The 16,713-nt window shown below is 30.7% G+C and carries 19 protein-coding genes; 18 read left to right on the plus strand and 1 reads right to left on the minus strand.

All coding sequences use genetic code 11. The features are described 5' to 3' along the window. Positions 1-285 precede the first annotated feature (285 nt). The 18 genes from PKV21_04705 (at position 286) to larE (ending at position 14,829) form a co-directional block, all read left to right on the plus strand. A complete protein-coding gene (locus tag PKV21_04705; GenBank protein HOM26789.1) occupies positions 286-1,920 on the plus strand; it encodes a DUF4838 domain-containing protein in 1,635 nt (544 codons plus the stop codon). A 126-nt stretch (positions 1,921-2,046) separates the two neighbouring features. After that, positions 2,047-2,715: a hypothetical protein gene (locus PKV21_04710; GenBank protein ID HOM26790.1), complete on the plus strand. Its 669-nt coding sequence runs from the start codon at positions 2,047-2,049 to the stop codon at positions 2,713-2,715. 203 nt (positions 2,716-2,918) lie between these two features. Next, positions 2,919-4,223 carry a hydroxylamine reductase gene (gene hcp, locus PKV21_04715; GenBank protein ID HOM26791.1) on the plus strand — a complete coding sequence of 435 codons (1,305 nt, stop codon included), beginning with the start codon at positions 2,919-2,921 and terminating at the stop codon, positions 4,221-4,223. Between the two features lie 9 nt (positions 4,224-4,232). After that, on the plus strand, positions 4,233-5,057 hold the full coding sequence (locus PKV21_04720; protein ID HOM26792.1) for a 4Fe-4S binding protein: 825 nt from the start codon (positions 4,233-4,235) through the stop codon (positions 5,055-5,057). Beyond that, positions 5,054-5,284, plus strand: a complete 231-nt coding sequence (locus tag PKV21_04725; protein HOM26793.1) for a hypothetical protein — start codon at positions 5,054-5,056, stop codon at positions 5,282-5,284. Before PKV21_04720 ends, PKV21_04725 begins: the two co-directional genes overlap by 4 nt. Further along, complete coding sequence (locus PKV21_04730; GenBank protein ID HOM26794.1) at positions 5,271-5,969, plus strand: type II secretion system protein; 699 nt, start codon at positions 5,271-5,273, stop codon at positions 5,967-5,969. The genes PKV21_04725 and PKV21_04730 overlap by 14 nt, the downstream gene beginning before the upstream one ends. A gap of 115 nt (positions 5,970-6,084) precedes the next feature. Then, positions 6,085-6,534 carry an Rrf2 family transcriptional regulator gene (locus tag PKV21_04735; protein ID HOM26795.1) on the plus strand — a complete coding sequence of 150 codons (450 nt, stop codon included), beginning with the start codon at positions 6,085-6,087 and terminating at the stop codon, positions 6,532-6,534. An 11-nt stretch (positions 6,535-6,545) separates the two neighbouring features. Next, positions 6,546-7,460 carry a cysteine synthase A gene (gene cysK, locus PKV21_04740; GenBank protein HOM26796.1) on the plus strand — a complete coding sequence of 305 codons (915 nt, stop codon included), beginning with the start codon at positions 6,546-6,548 and terminating at the stop codon, positions 7,458-7,460. Positions 7,461-7,472: 12 nt separating this feature from the next. Beyond that, the gene (locus PKV21_04745) at positions 7,473-8,234 is read left to right on the plus strand and encodes a sulfide-dependent adenosine diphosphate thiazole synthase (protein ID HOM26797.1); all 762 of its coding nucleotides are present in this window, start codon (positions 7,473-7,475) and stop codon (positions 8,232-8,234) included. Beyond that, entirely contained in the window at positions 8,231-9,424 is a 1,194-nt protein-coding gene (locus PKV21_04750) for a homocysteine biosynthesis protein (protein HOM26798.1), read from the plus strand. Before PKV21_04745 ends, PKV21_04750 begins: the two co-directional genes overlap by 4 nt. 1 nt (position 9,425) lies before the next feature. Beyond that, complete coding sequence (locus PKV21_04755) at positions 9,426-9,830, plus strand: 4Fe-4S dicluster domain-containing protein (protein HOM26799.1); 405 nt, start codon at positions 9,426-9,428, stop codon at positions 9,828-9,830. A 38-nt stretch (positions 9,831-9,868) separates the two neighbouring features. Continuing rightward, the gene (gene nifS, locus PKV21_04760) at positions 9,869-11,032 is read left to right on the plus strand and encodes a cysteine desulfurase NifS (GenBank protein HOM26800.1); all 1,164 of its coding nucleotides are present in this window, start codon (positions 9,869-9,871) and stop codon (positions 11,030-11,032) included. Next, a complete protein-coding gene (gene nadA, locus PKV21_04765; protein HOM26801.1) occupies positions 11,029-11,925 on the plus strand; it encodes a quinolinate synthase NadA in 897 nt (298 codons plus the stop codon). The genes nifS and nadA overlap by 4 nt, the downstream gene beginning before the upstream one ends. 38 nt (positions 11,926-11,963) lie before the next feature. Next, positions 11,964-12,362 carry an iron-sulfur cluster assembly scaffold protein gene (locus PKV21_04770; protein ID HOM26802.1) on the plus strand — a complete coding sequence of 133 codons (399 nt, stop codon included), beginning with the start codon at positions 11,964-11,966 and terminating at the stop codon, positions 12,360-12,362. Beyond that, a complete protein-coding gene (locus tag PKV21_04775) occupies positions 12,346-12,735 on the plus strand; it encodes a SoxR reducing system RseC family protein (GenBank protein HOM26803.1) in 390 nt (129 codons plus the stop codon). Before PKV21_04770 ends, PKV21_04775 begins: the two co-directional genes overlap by 17 nt. Then, positions 12,695-13,792 carry a hypothetical protein gene (locus PKV21_04780; protein HOM26804.1) on the plus strand — a complete coding sequence of 366 codons (1,098 nt, stop codon included), beginning with the start codon at positions 12,695-12,697 and terminating at the stop codon, positions 13,790-13,792. Before PKV21_04775 ends, PKV21_04780 begins: the two co-directional genes overlap by 41 nt. Positions 13,793-13,801: 9 nt before the next feature. Further along, positions 13,802-14,032 (plus strand): NifU family protein, encoded by a 231-nt coding sequence (locus PKV21_04785; GenBank protein HOM26805.1) that lies wholly within the window; start codon positions 13,802-13,804, stop codon positions 14,030-14,032. Further along, the gene (larE, locus tag PKV21_04790; protein HOM26806.1) at positions 14,032-14,829 is read left to right on the plus strand and encodes an ATP-dependent sacrificial sulfur transferase LarE; all 798 of its coding nucleotides are present in this window, start codon (positions 14,032-14,034) and stop codon (positions 14,827-14,829) included. The genes PKV21_04785 and larE overlap by 1 nt, the downstream gene beginning before the upstream one ends. Here larE and PKV21_04795 read toward each other — a convergent pair. Continuing rightward, on the minus strand, positions 14,821-16,602 hold the full coding sequence (locus PKV21_04795) for an ABC transporter ATP-binding protein (protein HOM26807.1): 1,782 nt from the start codon (positions 16,600-16,602) through the stop codon (positions 14,821-14,823). The two genes, larE and PKV21_04795, sit on opposite strands and share 9 nt — an antisense overlap. Positions 16,603-16,713: the final 111 nt, after the last annotated feature.

Below are 16,713 nucleotides of genomic sequence, written 5' to 3' on the forward strand. Positions count from 1 at the left end.
GTTTATTTTTGAGGAAACAATATATTTTCATAGAGATTATTTTTGCGGAATGTCGACACTTTGACAAATTTAAAAAATAAATTAAAATAAAATTGGAATTGGATTTACAGACAAAATTTTAAAAAAGGGGATAAAATAGCAAAAAAGAGTAAAAAAAGATATATCTATCTTACTCATTCAGGTAAAGCAAAAATCCCTGTTATAATTCAGAAAGAAGCAACTGAATCAGAAATTTATGCAGGAGAAGAACTTGCAGAATATATTTTTAAAATTACAGGTGCAAAGTTGGAAATTCTAAAACCATCCAGAAATGAAATTCCAGAAAAAGGAATTATTATAGGACAGGGAGAAATTACAGAAAAAATTTTCCCAGAGGAAACTTCTTATCTTTTAGAAAAAACTTCTTCATTTGGTGGTGAACAGATTATTATAAAAACAAAAGGAAAATATTTATTACTTGCTGGTGGAAGACCGAGAGGGACCATTTATTCTGTATATCGTTTTTTAAGCAATATCTGTGGAGTAAGATGGTGGACACCATGGGCAACATATATACCGAAAAAGAAGACATTGAAAATCCCCCACTTAAATATTAAAGAAAAACCAGCATTTGAATACAGAGAAGTATATTGGTATCTTGCACTTGATGGTAACTGGGCATGCAGAAATTATTGTAATGGACATTTTGAAAGATTGGAAGAAAAACATGGTGGAAAAATAAAATATAAGGGTTTTGTCCATACCTTTTACAAACTCTGTCCTCCATCAATTTATTTTGAGAAAAAACCCGAATGGTTCAGTTTAATTAAAGGAGAAAGGAAAATAGAGGGTGGACAACTCTGCTGTACAAATTTAGAGTTAAGAGATTTTCTTGTAGAAAAGGTAAGGGAATACCTTAAAGAAACACCTGATGCAAATATTATTTCTATTTCTCAAAATGATACTTTTGCAGGTAATTGTGAGTGTGAAAAATGCAAAGAGATTGATGAAAAGGAAGGTTCTCCATCTGCCTCGGTTCTTGATATGGTAAATTACATTGCTAAAAAACTTGAAAAAGAATTTCCTTCTGTTGCTTTTGACACACTTGCTTATAGATATACAAGAAAACCACCAAAATTTATAAAACCTTACCATAATGTAATTGTTCGTCTCTGTTCAATTGAATGTAATTTTGCTCAACCTCTTGACCATGAAAGTAATAAATCATTTTCTGAGGATATTTATGGATGGTCAAAATTCACAAATAGAATATACATATGGGACTATACAACAAATTTTTCCCATTATGTTTTACCGCATCCAAACTGGTTTTCTCTTGGTCAAAATATAAGATTTTTCCATAAAAATGGAGTTAAAGGAGTTTTTGAGCAGGGTGCATATCAATCGAATGGAGCAGAATTTGCAGAACTTCGTTCATGGGTTCTTGCTCAACTTTTATGGAATCCATATCAGAACGACAAAAAACTTATTGATGAATTTTTAAATGGATATTATGGAAAGGCAGGTGTTTACATTAAAAAATACATAGAACTTATTTACAATTCAGCAAAAAATTATTATCTGACATGCTATACAAAACCAGATGCTCCATTTTTTAATTTTAAAGTTTTAAATGAAGCAGAAAGATTGTGGCAGAAAGCAGAAAAATCTGTTAAAGATAATCCTGAAATTTACTGGAGAGTTCGTCTTTCCCATATGCCTGTATTGTATGCTTTTTTAACAAACTGGGAAAGATTAAAAGAAGAATGCAAAAAACAAAATAAAAAATGGCCCTTATCTGAATCAAAAAAAGAAGTTGCCGAAGAATTCCTTAAAGTTTTAATAGGAAAAGGTCCTTCTAACTGGAGTCCTCTTACACATTTAAATGAAGGCGGTCTAACTCCTCAAGATTTTGTTTCTTCAATAATAGCAAAAGAATAATCCCACCTTTAAGGTGGACAATGGGAAAGAAGGCAGGACAAGGGATTTAAGAGGGGGAAAATTTATACTTTTAACTATATAACAACATCTTATACTTGGTGTGAGAGTGTCTGGTCTGTTATAGGAATGGATGTAAATTATTTTTGGAATCCAGAATCAAAAGAAATTTATTTTGATCAATATGACTGGTCAAGCAAAGTTAAGGATTTCTTAGAAATGGGAGTAGATAAAATTGAAAAAATAAGTTTTGAGCCAATTGATTTATCAAAATATTTAAATATAAATTTAGAAAAAGGAATTTTAGAAGAAACAAAAGGTGTAGTTTTGCCAGAAAAAATCAGTTTTCAAAAAATTCCATTTATTATTCAGAAAAATAGTGGAGTTATTCTACGACCAGGAAATGAAATATCTATAGAAATAGATAAAAAATGTAAATATCTGTATTTTTTACATCTTTCAACTTTACCAATGTCTATTGATGCTTACTATTCACCAATTATTTCCTTAAAAAAGCCCAAAATTGGTAATTATAAAATAATTTATAAAGACGGAACAAGTGTTGATATTCCTATAATAAATAGATTAAACATAATACACTGGAATTCAAGATTTTCTCCTTATTTTTGCCGTGTTGCATATCAAACAAAAGATATAGATAGAAATTTATTTAGAGTGTTCTTTTATAAATTTAAAAATCCTTATCCAGAAAAAAAGATAGATAAAATTGAAATTGCTTATATTGAAAATGAAGAAAAATCATTGCCTATTATCTTAGGATTGACTGCAGGTCTATAAATTTAACCTCCGAACCCGGTTCGGAAGGTCCTGGGTATTATTATCCCTTCTAAATATGGTGGTGTTTTATTCGGTGAATTCTTTTGCCTTCTTGATAAATCCTTGATACTATGTCTTAACCTAAAAGAGAAAATATATTGACAAAAAATTTTTTTATTGATATAATATTAAAATGATAATAAAAGTAATAAAAGGGAGAAAAAATGGATGAATTAAAAATGTTTTGTTATCAATGTAGTCAGATAAGTCAAGGTAATGGATGTGTAAATTATGGTGTATGTGGTAAAAGTCCAACTCTTTCAAGATTACAAGATAATTTGATTTTTGGGATTAAGGGAATAAGTGCTTATTTATATCATGCAAATGAACTTGGATATAGGGATAAAGAACTTGAAAAATTTCTTATAGAAACCCTTTATTCAACTTTAACAAATGTGAATTTTGATACAGAAAGATTTATAAAACTTGCTCTTGATGTTGGAAAAATAAATATAGAAACAATGAGATTACTTAAAAAGGCACATATAGAGACATATGGAGAACCACAGCCAGTTGAGGTTTTTACAGGGACTAAAAAAGGTAAAGGAATTATTGTAACAGGACACAGTTTAAAAGTTCTTGAGGAGATTTTAAAACAGGCAGAAAAAGAAAATATTAATGTATATACTCATTCAGAACTTTTACCTGCACATGGATATCCTAAAATAAGAAAACATGAAAACCTTATCGGAAATCTTGGCAAAGCATGGTATGACCAAAGAAAACTTTTTTCAGAAATTCCAGCATGTATTGTTGGAAGTTCAAATTGTGTATTAATTCCAAAAGAAGATTATAAAGACAGATTTTTTACAACAGGAGTTGTTGGACTTCCGGGTGTTAAACATATAACTACTTATGATTTTTCTGAAGTTATTGAAAAGGCCAAAACATTGCCTGATTTACCGGAAAGAAATGGTGAAAATGTCTTAATAACTGGTTTTTCTCTTTCAACCATTCTCTCTTCAAAGGATAAAATTAAAGAACTTATAGAAAAAGGCAAAATTAGAAGAATTTTTATAATAGGTGGATGTGATAACCCAACAAATAGAAACGATTATTTTAGAAAACTTGCCCAGATTTTGCCTGAAAATACAATTATAATAACTCTTGCTTGTGGTAAATTTAGAATTAATGACTTAGACCTTGGAGATATTGATGGAATCCCAAGATTGATAGATATAGGACAGTGTAATGATGCAATTATTGGAATAGATATTTTAACTTCATTAGCAGAAAATTTTGGTGTAAATGACTTAAATGAACTTCCTGTTTCATATTTTTTTATGTGGATGGAACAAAAAGCAGTTGCGATTTTATGGAGTTTACTTTATCTTGGAATAAAAGGGATAAGAATAGGACCAATTCTTCCTGCATGGATAAATGAGGAGATATTGAGGGCTCTTGTTAAAAATTTTGATTTAAAGATTATAGATGAGCCAGAAAAGGACTTAAAAGAAATTTTAAAATAGGAGGGAAAAATGAAAAGAAAGATCATTGAAATTGATGAAGAAAAATGTACTGGATGTGGAGATTGTATTCCAAATTGTCCAGAAGGTGCTTTACAAATAATTGATGGAAAAGCACGACTTATAAGTGATTTATTTTGTGATGGACTCGGTGCATGCATTGGAAGTTGTCCAGTTGATGCAATAAAAATAGTTGAAAGAGATGCAGAGCCATATGATGAGAGAAAGACAATGGAAAATATAATAAAAAAAGGGAAAAATACAATAATAGCACATTTAAAACATCTTCATGAGCATGGTGAGACAGAATATTTAAGACAGGCACTTGAAGTTTTGAAAGAAAAAAATATTGAGATTGATTTAAATGAGATTATTGAAGTTCCATGTTGTCCCGGGATGAAAGTTGTTGAGATGAAAAAAGAAGAGGAAGAAGGAGAAGAAAATATAAGTGTAAAATCTCAGTTAAGCCAGTGGCCAATTCAACTTCACCTTATAAATCCTCTTGCACCATATTTTAAAAAGGCGGATTTACTTATTGCTGCTGATTGCACTTCCTATGCCTATGGTAATTTCCACCTTGACTTTTTAAAAGGTAAAAAATTGATAATTGCATGTCCAAAACTTGATACAGGAATTGATAGATATATAGAAAAAATTAAACAACTTGTTGAGGTTGCAGATATAAATACAATTACAGTAGTTATTATGGAAGTCCCTTGTTGCTTGGGTCTTTTAAAAATTGTTGAGGAGGGTATAAAGAAAAGTAATAAGAAAGTCCCTATTAAAAAAGTTGTTATAAGTATAAAAGGTGAAATATTAGAGGAAAACTGGATATGAAGTGTCCTGGAACTGACCCAAGATTTCTAAAGGTTGAAGTTAAAAAATGTCCAAAATGTGGATATGAAGTTGAGATTTTTTCAGATGAAGTCAGAGTTAAATGTCCTAAATGCAAAAATTATGTTTATAGAGAAATTCCTTCATGTATTGACTGGTGTAAATATGCAAAAGAATGTATTGGTGAGAAAAAATGGAAAGAACTTGTTGAGAAAAATGGAAAAGAATAAATCAGGTTTTACTGTCATTGAAATTCTGGTAGTAATATCAATAATAACAATACTCTTTTCTATTATTTTACCTCTTTTGAAAAAAGCAAGAGAAAAAGCAAGACAGGCAGTATGTATGAACAATTTAAGACAAATATCAATTGCTTTAAGTTTATATATAGATGATTATGACGGCTATTTCCCTTGTGCTGATGACCCTTTAAGTATTTCTCCTTATTACTGGTTATGGATGGGAAGGGGCTGGCGAAAACTATTAACTCCTTATATAAAAAAATCAATTACAGAAAAAGACCCAAGTATTTTGTACTGTCCGAGTGATAGAACTGCTCCAATTAAATGGGAAAGTACGTCTTATGGATATTCAATGAGTTTTTACCATTCTCCAGAACAAATAAATATGATGACAGACCCTTCTTATACTTATGATATAAACAAAATTATGCCTTCTATTGGTCAAAAATCAAGTAAAGTAAAATATCCTGATAAAAAGATAGTTATAGCAGAATGGCTTGACAATCATACAGGAACAAATAGTGGATGGTGGTCTTGGAAGGGAAGTAGAAATTATTTGTTTGTTGATGGGCATGTAGAATTTTTGAAAGCAGAAAAGATTTTACCAGCAAATGATGGTTATCCAGATATAAATTTAACAAAAGATGGTATTTTAGGAAAAGATATAGAATGAAACCTTTTGATTTTCAATGTTTACCATTGGACACCTCGTAGGTGAACTTGACAAAAAATTTATTGAGGGTATAATATTATAAAAATGATAATGAAAGTAATAAATGGAGGGAAAAATGAGGTTTTCTACAAAGACAAGATATGGATTAAGAGCATTAATTGACCTTGGAATTTATTATGAGGGGAAACCAGTTTTTGTTAAAGATATTGCTAAAAGACAAAATTTATCAGAAAGGTATCTTGAACATATTATGCTTACATTGAAAAAAGCAGGAATTTTAAGAAGTATAAAAGGTGGTAAAGGTGGATATGCATTTTTAAAAGACCCATCTGAAATAAGGGTAAGGGAAATCGTTGAAATTCTTGAAGGTACAATATCTCCTGTTGAATGTGTTGAAAAAAAAGAAATATGTGGAAGGAGTGAAAATTGTGTTGCAAGGGAATTATGGAGCAGGATAAAGGAGGAAATTTTAAAGTTTTTTGATGGAATAACATTAAAAGAACTGATTGAAAAGCAAAAAGAAAAAAATGAGAAAAAAGAAAAGACAGTTTTTTATGAAATTTGAAAAAGGAGATGATTATGAAAGTTGCAGAAAATATTACAGAATTGATAGGGGATACGCCTCTGGTGAAATTGAACAGGATTAAAAAGGGAATAGATGCAGAAATTTATGCAAAACTTGAGTTTTATAATCCATGTGGTTCTGTTAAGGATAGAATTGCTGTTAGTATGATAGAGGATGCTGAAAAAAAGGGGATTATAAATAAGGATACAATTATAATTGAACCAACAAGTGGAAATACAGGAATTGGACTTGCTTTTGTATGTGCACAGAGAGGATATAAGTTAATTTTAACAATGCCTGAAAGTATGAGTATAGAAAGAAGGAAATTGTTATCTCTGTTTGGAGCGGAAATTGTTTTAACTCCTGCTGATGAGGGAATGACAGGTGCTGTTAAAAGAGCAGAAGAATTACTTAAAAAATATAAAAATTCATTTATGCCCCAGCAGTTTAAAAATCCAGCAAATCCTGAAATACACAGGAAAACAACAGCTGAAGAAATATGGAGGGATACAGAGGGAAAGATTGATATATTTGTGGCAGGTGTAGGAACTGGAGGAACTATAACCGGCGTAGGAGAGGTGTTAAAACAAAGGAAAAAAGATTTAAAGATTGTTGCTGTTGAACCAGAAAATTCGCCTGTACTTTCAGGAGGAACCCCTGGAAGACATAAAATTCAGGGAATTGGAGCAGGTTTTATCCCGGATGTTTTGAATTTAAAGATAATTGATGAGATAATAAAGGTATCTGATGAGGATGCAATAGAAACAGCAAAAAGATTAGCGAGAGAAGAGGGTATTTTATGTGGGATTTCCTCAGGGGCTGCTGTTTATGCTTCTTTAATTGTTGGTAAGAGAAATGAAAATAGTGGTAAAATAATAGTTGTTATTCTTCCTGATACAGGTGAAAGATATTTATCAGTTTTTTAAATGGAGGAATTTATGGAAAAGATTATTACAGAAGGAATTGTAAAAAGTTTTTTAAATGAGTTTTTGAAAAATACTGAAGTTGATGTTGTTATTTCAGGAGCAGGTCCGAGCGGTCTTGTATGTGGATATTACTTATCAAAAAATGGAATAAAGACAGTTATTTTTGAGAGACATTTAAAGGTTGGGGGTGGAATGCCTGGTGGAGGGATGATGTTTAATAAAATAGTTATTCAGGAAGAAGCAGTTGATATTTTAAAAGAGTTTAAGATAAAGGTTAAAAAATTTAGAGATAAATTCTATGTAGCAGATGCAATTGAGACAATTTCAGGATTAACTTACAGAACTGTAAGAAGTGGAGCAAAAATATTCAATTTAATAAGTGTTGAGGATGTTGTAATAAGGGAAAATAGAGTAAATGGGGTTGTTATAAACTGGACTGCAACAGAAATTGCAAAGTTTCATGTTGACCCACTTGCTATAATTTCAAAATATGTTGTTGATGCTACAGGTCATGACTGTGAGATATGTAAGATTGTTGAAAAAAAAGTTGGTGGAATAAGTGTTAAAGGAGAAAAGTCAATGTGGGCTGAAATTGGAGAAAAGGAAATTATTGAAAATACAAAAGAAGTTTATCCAGGACTTATTGTATGTGGTATGGCTGCAAATGCATTTTTTGGTTCTCCAAGAATGGGAGCGATATTTGGAGGTATGTTTTTATCAGGTAAAAAGACAGCAGAAATTATTTTAAATTTTCTACAGGGAGGCAGGAGATGAAAACAATTAAAGAGATAAATGAAAGAATAAAAAAAGGAGAAGCAGTTGTTGTTACAGCAGATGAACTTGTTGAATTAAAAAAGTCAGCAAATACAAAAAAACTGGCAGAAGAAATAGATGTTGTAACTACTGGAACTTTTGGACCAATGTGTTCTTCAGGTGTATTTTTAAATTTCGGGCATTCAAAGGAAAGGATAAAAATCGGTGGAGGGAAGGTTTATTTAAATGGTGTACCTGCTTATTCTGGACTTGCTGCTGTTGATGTTTATATTGGTGCTACTGCTTTACCAGATGATGACCCGAGAAACTCAAAATATCCTGGAGAATTCAAATATGGAGGAGGACATGTTATTGAAGACCTGGTAAGTGGAAAGGAAATTGAACTTGTTATTTATACCTATGGAACTGACTGTTATCCAAAAAAATACTTAAAGACTAAAATTACTTTGAATGATATAAATGAGGCAATTCTTTTTGACCCGAGAAATTGTTATCAGAATTATAATGTTGCTGTAAATCTTTCAAACAGGACAATCTATACTTATATGGGTGTTTTAAAACCAAATCTTGGGAATGCAAATTATTGTTCAGCAGGTCAATTATCTCCATTATTGAAAGACCCATATTTAAAGACGATTGGATTTGGAACAAGGATTTTTCTTGGTGGAGGGATTGGGTATGTGGCATGGTGGGGGACTCAATATAATCCAGGTGTAAAACGAAGGGAAAATGGAATACCTATGGCAGGTGGAGCAACTTTATCTTTAATTGGTGATTTAAAACAGATGAAAAGTGAATTTTTAAAGGGAGCAAGTTTAACTGGTTATGGAACAAGTTTGATTGTTGGAATTGGAATCCCTATACCTATTTTAAATGAGGATATTTTAAACTGGACGTCAATACCTGATGAAGAAATTTATGCACCTATTGTTGATTACAGTTATGACTATCCCCATTCAACTGGAAAAGTTCTTGATTATGTCAATTATGGACAACTTAAAAGCGGAAGGATAAAAATAATGGGAAAAGAAGTTTCAACTGGTTCTCTTTCAAGTTATAAAAAGGCAAAAGAAATAGCAGAGATTTTAAAAAACTGGATTAAAAATGGAGAATTTCTTTTAACAGAGCCAGTTTTTTACTTTCCAGGACCAGAATCAGCATACAAATTTAAACCGATGAAGGAGGTATGAAATGGAAAAGAAATTTGTTATGCATTTTCCACCTGTTCTTGTTGATAAACCAATGATTTCAACAATTGTAAAGAAATATAATCTTGATTTTAATATTTTGAAAGCTTATGTATCACCAGAAGAAGAAGGAACCCTTGTAATTGCTTTTTCAGGTGAAGAGAAAAATGTCTTTGATGCAGTAGAAGAATTGAAGGAAAAAGGAGTTAAGGTTCAACTTATAGAAAGTGATATAAAGATGATAAGGGAAAGATGTACAGATTGTTCTGTGTGTGTTGCTTTATGTCCGGTAGGTGCTTTATCATTGAATAGAGAAACATTTGAAGTTAATTTTGACCCTGAAAAATGTATTGCTTGTGAATTATGTATCAAGGGATGTCCAACAGAAGCAATGATATCAACAATTTAGCATTCTCAAACTTTGCGAACCGGGTTTGCGAAAAAGGAGTGGAAATGATATATATGGATTGTAATGCGACAACTCCAACTGATGAAAGGGTTTTAAAAGAGATGTTACCGTATTTTTCTGAGAAATTTGGCAATCCAAGTTCAATTTATGAAATAGCAAGGGAAAATAAAAAAGAAATAGAAAAGGCAAGAGAAAATGTTGCAAAATTGATAGATGCTGAACCAGATGAGATTTATTTTACATCTGGGGGGACTGAAAGTGATAACTGGGCTATAAAAGGAATTGCTTTTGTTTTGAGAAATAAAGGAAATCATATAATCACAAGTCAGATAGAACACCACGCAGTTTTGAATACATGTAAATTTTTAAGCAAAATTGGATATGAGATTACCTATGCACCATGTGATAAATACGGTATTATTGATATTGATTTTATAAGAAAGGCGATTAAAAAAGAAACAATTTTAATAACGATAATGCATGCAAATAACGAAATAGGAACAATTGAACCAATAGAAGAGATTTCAAAAATTGCAAAAGAAAATGATATATATTTTCATACAGACGCGGTTCAGACAGTCGGAAAAATCCCTGTTTCAGTAAAAAAACTTGGAGTTGATATGCTTTCTCTTTCAGGTCATAAATTTTACGGTCCAAAAGGTATTGGTGCTATTTATATTAAAAAGGGAACAAAAATAGAAACATTTATTAATGGAGGAGAACAGGAAAAAGGTAAAAGAGGTGGAACTTATAATGTGCCTGGAATAGTTGGACTTGGTAAAGCAGCGGAAATTGCAATGGAAGAAATGGAAGAAGAAATTAAAAAAGTTAAATATTTAAGAGATAAACTTGAAAATGGAATAATTGAAAGAATACCTGAAATTGTTATAAACGGACACCCTGAAAATCGGCTTTATAATACTTTAAATCTCTGTGTTAAATATATTGAAGGTGAAAGCATACTTTTAAACCTTGATTTTGAAAAAATTTATGCCTCAAGTGGTTCTGCATGTACTTCTGGTTCTCTTGAGCCAAGCCATGTTTTACTCGCAATTGGTCTTCCACATGAAATTGCTCACGGCTCTTTAAGATTTTCTCTTGGTAAGTATAATAAAGAAGAAGATGTAGATAAAGTCCTTGAAATATTACCAAAAGTTGTAGAAAAATTAAGAAAATTAAGTCCATTCTGGGAGAAAAAATGATAGAAGAAATTTTAAAATTAAAAAAAGAAAAGGATGCTATAATACTTGCTCATAACTATCAGATACCTGAAATTCAGGATATTGCTGATTTTGTTGGGGACTCTCTTGAACTTGCAAGAAAGGCAAGCCAGATTGAAGCAAAAATTATTGTTTTCTGTGGCGTAAAATTTATGGCAGAAACAGCAAAAATTCTTTCACCTGATAAAAAAGTTTTATTACCTGACCTTGATGCTGGGTGTCCACTGACAGATATGGCAAAATATGAAGATGTTTTAAAAATAAAAGAAAAATATCCTGATGCATGGGTAGTTTCCTATGTCAATACAAATGCTATTGTTAAGGCAATAACTGATGTTTGCTGTACAAGTGCAAATGCTGATAAAGTGGTAAGGAATGTACCGGCTAAAAAGATTATATTTTTACCTGATAAGAATTTATGCTGGTATGTTAAGCAGAAAGTTCCCGATAAAGAAATAATATGCTGGGATGGATATTGTTTTGTTCATAGATTATTTAAGGCAGAGGATGTTATAAAGGCAAGGGAGAAATATCCAGATTCAGAAATAATTGTTCATCCTGAATGTGACCCTGAGGTTCAGAAACTTGCAGATGGTATTTATTCAACATCAGGTATGTTAAAAAGAGCAAAGGAATCAAAGGCAAAAATTATGATTATAGGGACAGAAGAAGGGCTTTTACACAGATTGAAAAAAGAAAATCCAGAGAAAGAATTTTATTCTCTCGGTTCATCAAAAATTTGTCCCAATATGAAAAAAATAACGATTGAAAAATTATATAAATCTCTTAAGGAAGAGATTTATGAGATAAATTTAAAACAAATAATAATTGAAAAGGGAAAAAAATCACTTGAGAGAATGCTTGAGTATCTTTAATTTCCCAGGGACACCTACGAGGTGTCCGGAGGGTAAAAATGGAATATACGGAAAAAGTTCTTGAATATTTCAGAAATCCAAGAAATATGGGTAGAATTGAGAATGCAGATGGAATAGGTAAAGTTGGCAATCCTGTCTGTGGAGATGTTATGTGGATATATATTAAGGTTGGGAAGAATGAAAAAGGAGAAGAAATTATTGAAGATATAAAATTTGAAACATTTGGATGTGGAGCAGCAATAGCAACAAGTTCTGTTGTAACAGAACTTGCAAAAGGAAAAACAATTGAAGAGGCAGAAAAAATAACAAATAAAGAGGTTGTTGAATTTCTTGGCGGGCTTCCACCGGTAAAAAAACATTGTTCACTTTTAGCAGAAGAAGGACTTAAGGCAGCAATTGAGGACTATAAGAGAAAGAAAAATGAAAGAAAAGGGTAAGATTATAGAATCAAAAGAAGATAAAGCACTTGTTTTGATGGAAGAGAAAGAGAAATGTAAAAGTTGTGGGCTGTGTAAAAAGATTATTCCAAGACAACCAGTTATTGAAGTAGAAAATATTATAAAAGCAGAAGTTGGTGATAATGTTGAGATTGAAATAAAAGAGGATGATTTGTTTGAAGTTTCTATTTATATTTATGGTTTTCCACTTTTGGGCTTTATACTCGGTATTATTTCTGCTTATTTTTTGAATAATATGTTTTTGAAGGTTATAATTTTTCTTTTGTTTTTGATTTCATTCTGGGTATTTGGATTTAGAAAAGGAAGGATTTATGGAGAAAGAGCAAAACCAAAAATTATATCTAAAATATAAAGATGATTTTGAAGAGGCAAAAAAATACTGGATGGCTTTCTGGAAAGGAGAAATAATTGATAGACCTTTACTTATTTTATCTTTTCCAAAAGATGAAAACAAAAAAGTTTCAGGTCCATCTTATTTATCAGGAATGGATGGAGATTTTGAAAAACCTATAAGTCAATTTGAAGAGTTTTGTGAAAATACAATATTTTTTGCTGAATCAATTCCATCTTTAAATATTTCTTTTGGACCTGATACTGTTGCTTATTGCGTAAAAGGTGCTTCTCTCAATGTCAGGATTAAAAGTCAAACTGCATGGATTGAACCATTTGTTGATGACTGGGATAAATTTAAAAAAATAGAAATAGAAAAAGATGGTGAATGGTATAAGAAATTTATTTGTTTTTATAGATATGCTTCAGAAAGAGGGGACGACAAATTTTTATTACAAATGCCTGACTTTCACACACATATTGATTTATTGAGGGCTATAAGAGGAAGTGAAAATTTATGTATTGATTTGATTGAAAGGCCTGATTTTATAAAAAAACTCCTTGATGAAATAAAAGACGTTTTTATTGACATTTATACAGAAATTTACAGTTCAACAGATATGAAAAAATGGGGAACAACTTGCTGGATACCTTTTTATTCAGAAAAAAAATACTGTACAATTCAATGTGATTTTATATGTATGATTTCTCCTGAAATGTTCAGAAAATTTGCTCTTCCTTATATTGAATATGAGACAGATTTTCTTGACCATTCAATATTTCATCTTGATGGACCGGGTGCTTTAAAACATCTTGATGATTTACTTTCAATTAAAAAATTAAATGCTATACAATGGGTAGAAGGAGCAGGTAATAAACCCCATATTTACTGGATTGATTTATTCAAAAAAATAATTAAAGCAGGAAAATCAGTTGTAATATATCCACGCTCTTTTGAAGAAATTAAGGTTTTTCATAAAGAACTTGGACCAAAAAAAATTGTCTATCAACCAGCATGGCAGATTAAAAATTTAAAAGAGGCAGAAGAGATAAAAGGTTGGTTAATAAAAAACAGTTAAGGAGGCAAAATGGATTTAAAAGAAAAGGTTGAAAATTCAATTAAGGATGTAAGAGAATTTTTACAGGCAGAAGGTGGAGATTGCGAAATTGTTGAAGCAAAGGATGGAATTGTTAAAGTAAGATTGATTGGAACATGTAAGGGCTGTCCTTTTTCACAGATAACTTTAAAAATGCGGATAGAGGCAATAATAAAAGATAGAGTCCCAGAGGTTAAAGAAGTTGTTGAAGTTGAGGAATAATGGAAGAAAAACTGAAAAAACTTAAGGATTATCTTAAAAAATTAAAGAGGGTTGTTATTGCATATTCAGGCGGAGTTGACAGTACTTTTTTGCTCAATGTCGCCTTAAACACACTTGGTAAAGAAAATGTTATTGCAGTTATTGGTATATCTCCTACATATCCTAATGAAGAAAGAAAATTTGCTGTAAATTTTTGTAAGGAAAATGGGATAAAATATATTGAAGTTGAGACTGAAGAATTTAAAGATTCAAATTTTTTAAAAAATCCTCCTGATAGATGCTTTTGGTGCAAAAAAGAGTTATTTGGAAAGATTGAAGAGATAAGAAAAAATTTGAATTTTAAATATATAATTGATGGGACTAACAAAGATGATGAGAAGGACTACAGGCCAGGAGAAAAAGCAAAAAAAATTTATAATGTTATTTCTCCTTTAAAAGAATGCGGTTTTACAAAAAAAGATATAAGAGAATTGTCAAAAGAATTAAATTTACCAACATGGAATAAACCTCAGATGGCATGTCTTGCTTCAAGGATACCCTATGGAGAAAAAATAACAGAAGAGAAATTGAAAAGAATAAATGAAGGAGAAAAATTTTTATATTCTCTTGGATTTAAAATTGTGAGGATAAGAGATTACAATGAACTGGCAAGAATTGAGGTAGATAAAAATGAAATTGAAAAATTGATAAAATTTAAAGAAAAAATAATTGAAAAATTGAAAAAGATTGGTTACAAATACATAACAGTTGACCTTGAAGGATATAGAACAGGCAGTATGAATGAGGTTTTAAGGTGAAAGACCCATTTTTATTTTACTCAATTCATTTATTTCTTTTTCTATTTTTTCCAGCGGATATTGAAGATTATAAAGTTTATAATACAATCCCTTTTCTTTTAATAACTGAAGATGGTTTCCTGTTTCAACAATCTCTCCTTCATTTAAAACAAAAATTCTATCAACATTCCTTACAAGAGACAATCTATGAGCAATTATAAAAACAGTTCTTCCTTCAATCAATCTCTGCAATGCTTCCATTATTAAACTTTCAGATTCAGCATCAAGTGAAGATGTAAACTCATCAAGGATTAATATGGAGGGATTTTTAAGAAAAACTCTTGCAATTGCTATCCTTTGTTTCTGTCCTACAGATAAAGAATTTCCCATATCTCCAACATCCGTTTCATAACCATCAGGTAAATTTGAAATAAAATCATGGGCATTTGCAAGTTTTGCTGCTTCTATAACCTCATTTTCACTTACATTTTTTTTTCCAAAAGTAATATTTTCCATTACTGTTCCACTGAAAATAAATGGCTCCTGTAAAACTATTCCTATTTGAGACCTTAAATAAAAAATTTTGTAATCTTTTATATTTTTATCATCTATATAAATTGAACCTTTATTTACATCATAAAATCTCGGAATTAAACTTACAAGAGTAGATTTTCCTGCGCCACTTGGTCCAACAAGAGCAATTTTTTCCCCTTCTTTAACATCAAAAGATATATTTTTCAGAACATACTTTTCATCTTCATATGCAAAATAAACATTTTCAAATTTCACCTTTCCCTTCAAGTTTGTAGAAGGGAATATAGAATTTGGAGAGTCCTTCACATCTGAATATGCATCCATTATTTCAAAAATTCTTTCTCCAGCAGCCCTTGCATGCTGCATCATATGGTTTACCTGATTTAATTGATGAACAGGTGTGTAAAGTAAATGAAGATACCCTATATATGCAACAAGAGTTCCAACACTTATTTCTCCTGATACCACCTTTATACTTCCAAACCAGATAATTATCAAATATCCTAATGAACTTAAAAAAATTATCCAACTCTGATAAGTAGCCCATAATTTAGCAACATAAAGATTTATTTTAAAAAACTTCCTGCCTTTAAAAGAAAATTTTGCAAGTTGATGTTTTTCTCTTGCATATGCTTTTATTTCTTTCATTCCGAATATATTTTCCTGAAGAGAAGATGTAAGTTCCCCTCTAATTTTTCTAACTTCTCTATATCCTTTATGTGCTTTTTCTGTAAAAACATATACAAGAAAACCAATTCCACCTATTGGAAACATCATCAATAAAGTCAAAACTTTATTCAATTTAAGTAAGATAAAAAATGCTCCAAAAAATGTAAAAATAGACATAAGAAAAATTATGAATCCATCAGTTATAATTCTCTGTAATTGTTCAACATCAGACATAAGTTTTGAAAGAACATCTCCCTTTTTTTCTTTATTGAAATAACTTAATGAAAGCTTTTGGAGTTTATGATAAACTTTATTCCTTAATTTATAGACAACACCCTGTTGTATTCTGTTACTTGTAATTGTCTCAAAAGCCATTAGCCGGGAATATATTAGAAAAAGAAAAAAAAGAAGTCCACCCCACTGATTAACAATTAATAGATTTTTTGGTATTATCCCTTTATCAATTATTATTTTTGAAATGTAAGGTCTTGCTAAATCAATTCCATTTCTAAATAGAACAATAATAATCAGTAGAACAAAATCTTTTTTATATTCTAAAACATAATCCTTCAATTTTTTTATAAGTTCCATTATTTAGATTATACCTTTTTTCTTAAAAAATCTACTTTGAAAGACACATTTTTAATGCGGAGGGGGTGGGATTCGAACCCACGATCCGATTGCTCGGATACACGCTTTCCA

The organism is bacterium (assembly GCA_035371905.1).
Classification (GTDB): domain Bacteria; phylum Ratteibacteria; class UBA8468; order B48-G9; family JAFGKM01; genus JAMWDI01.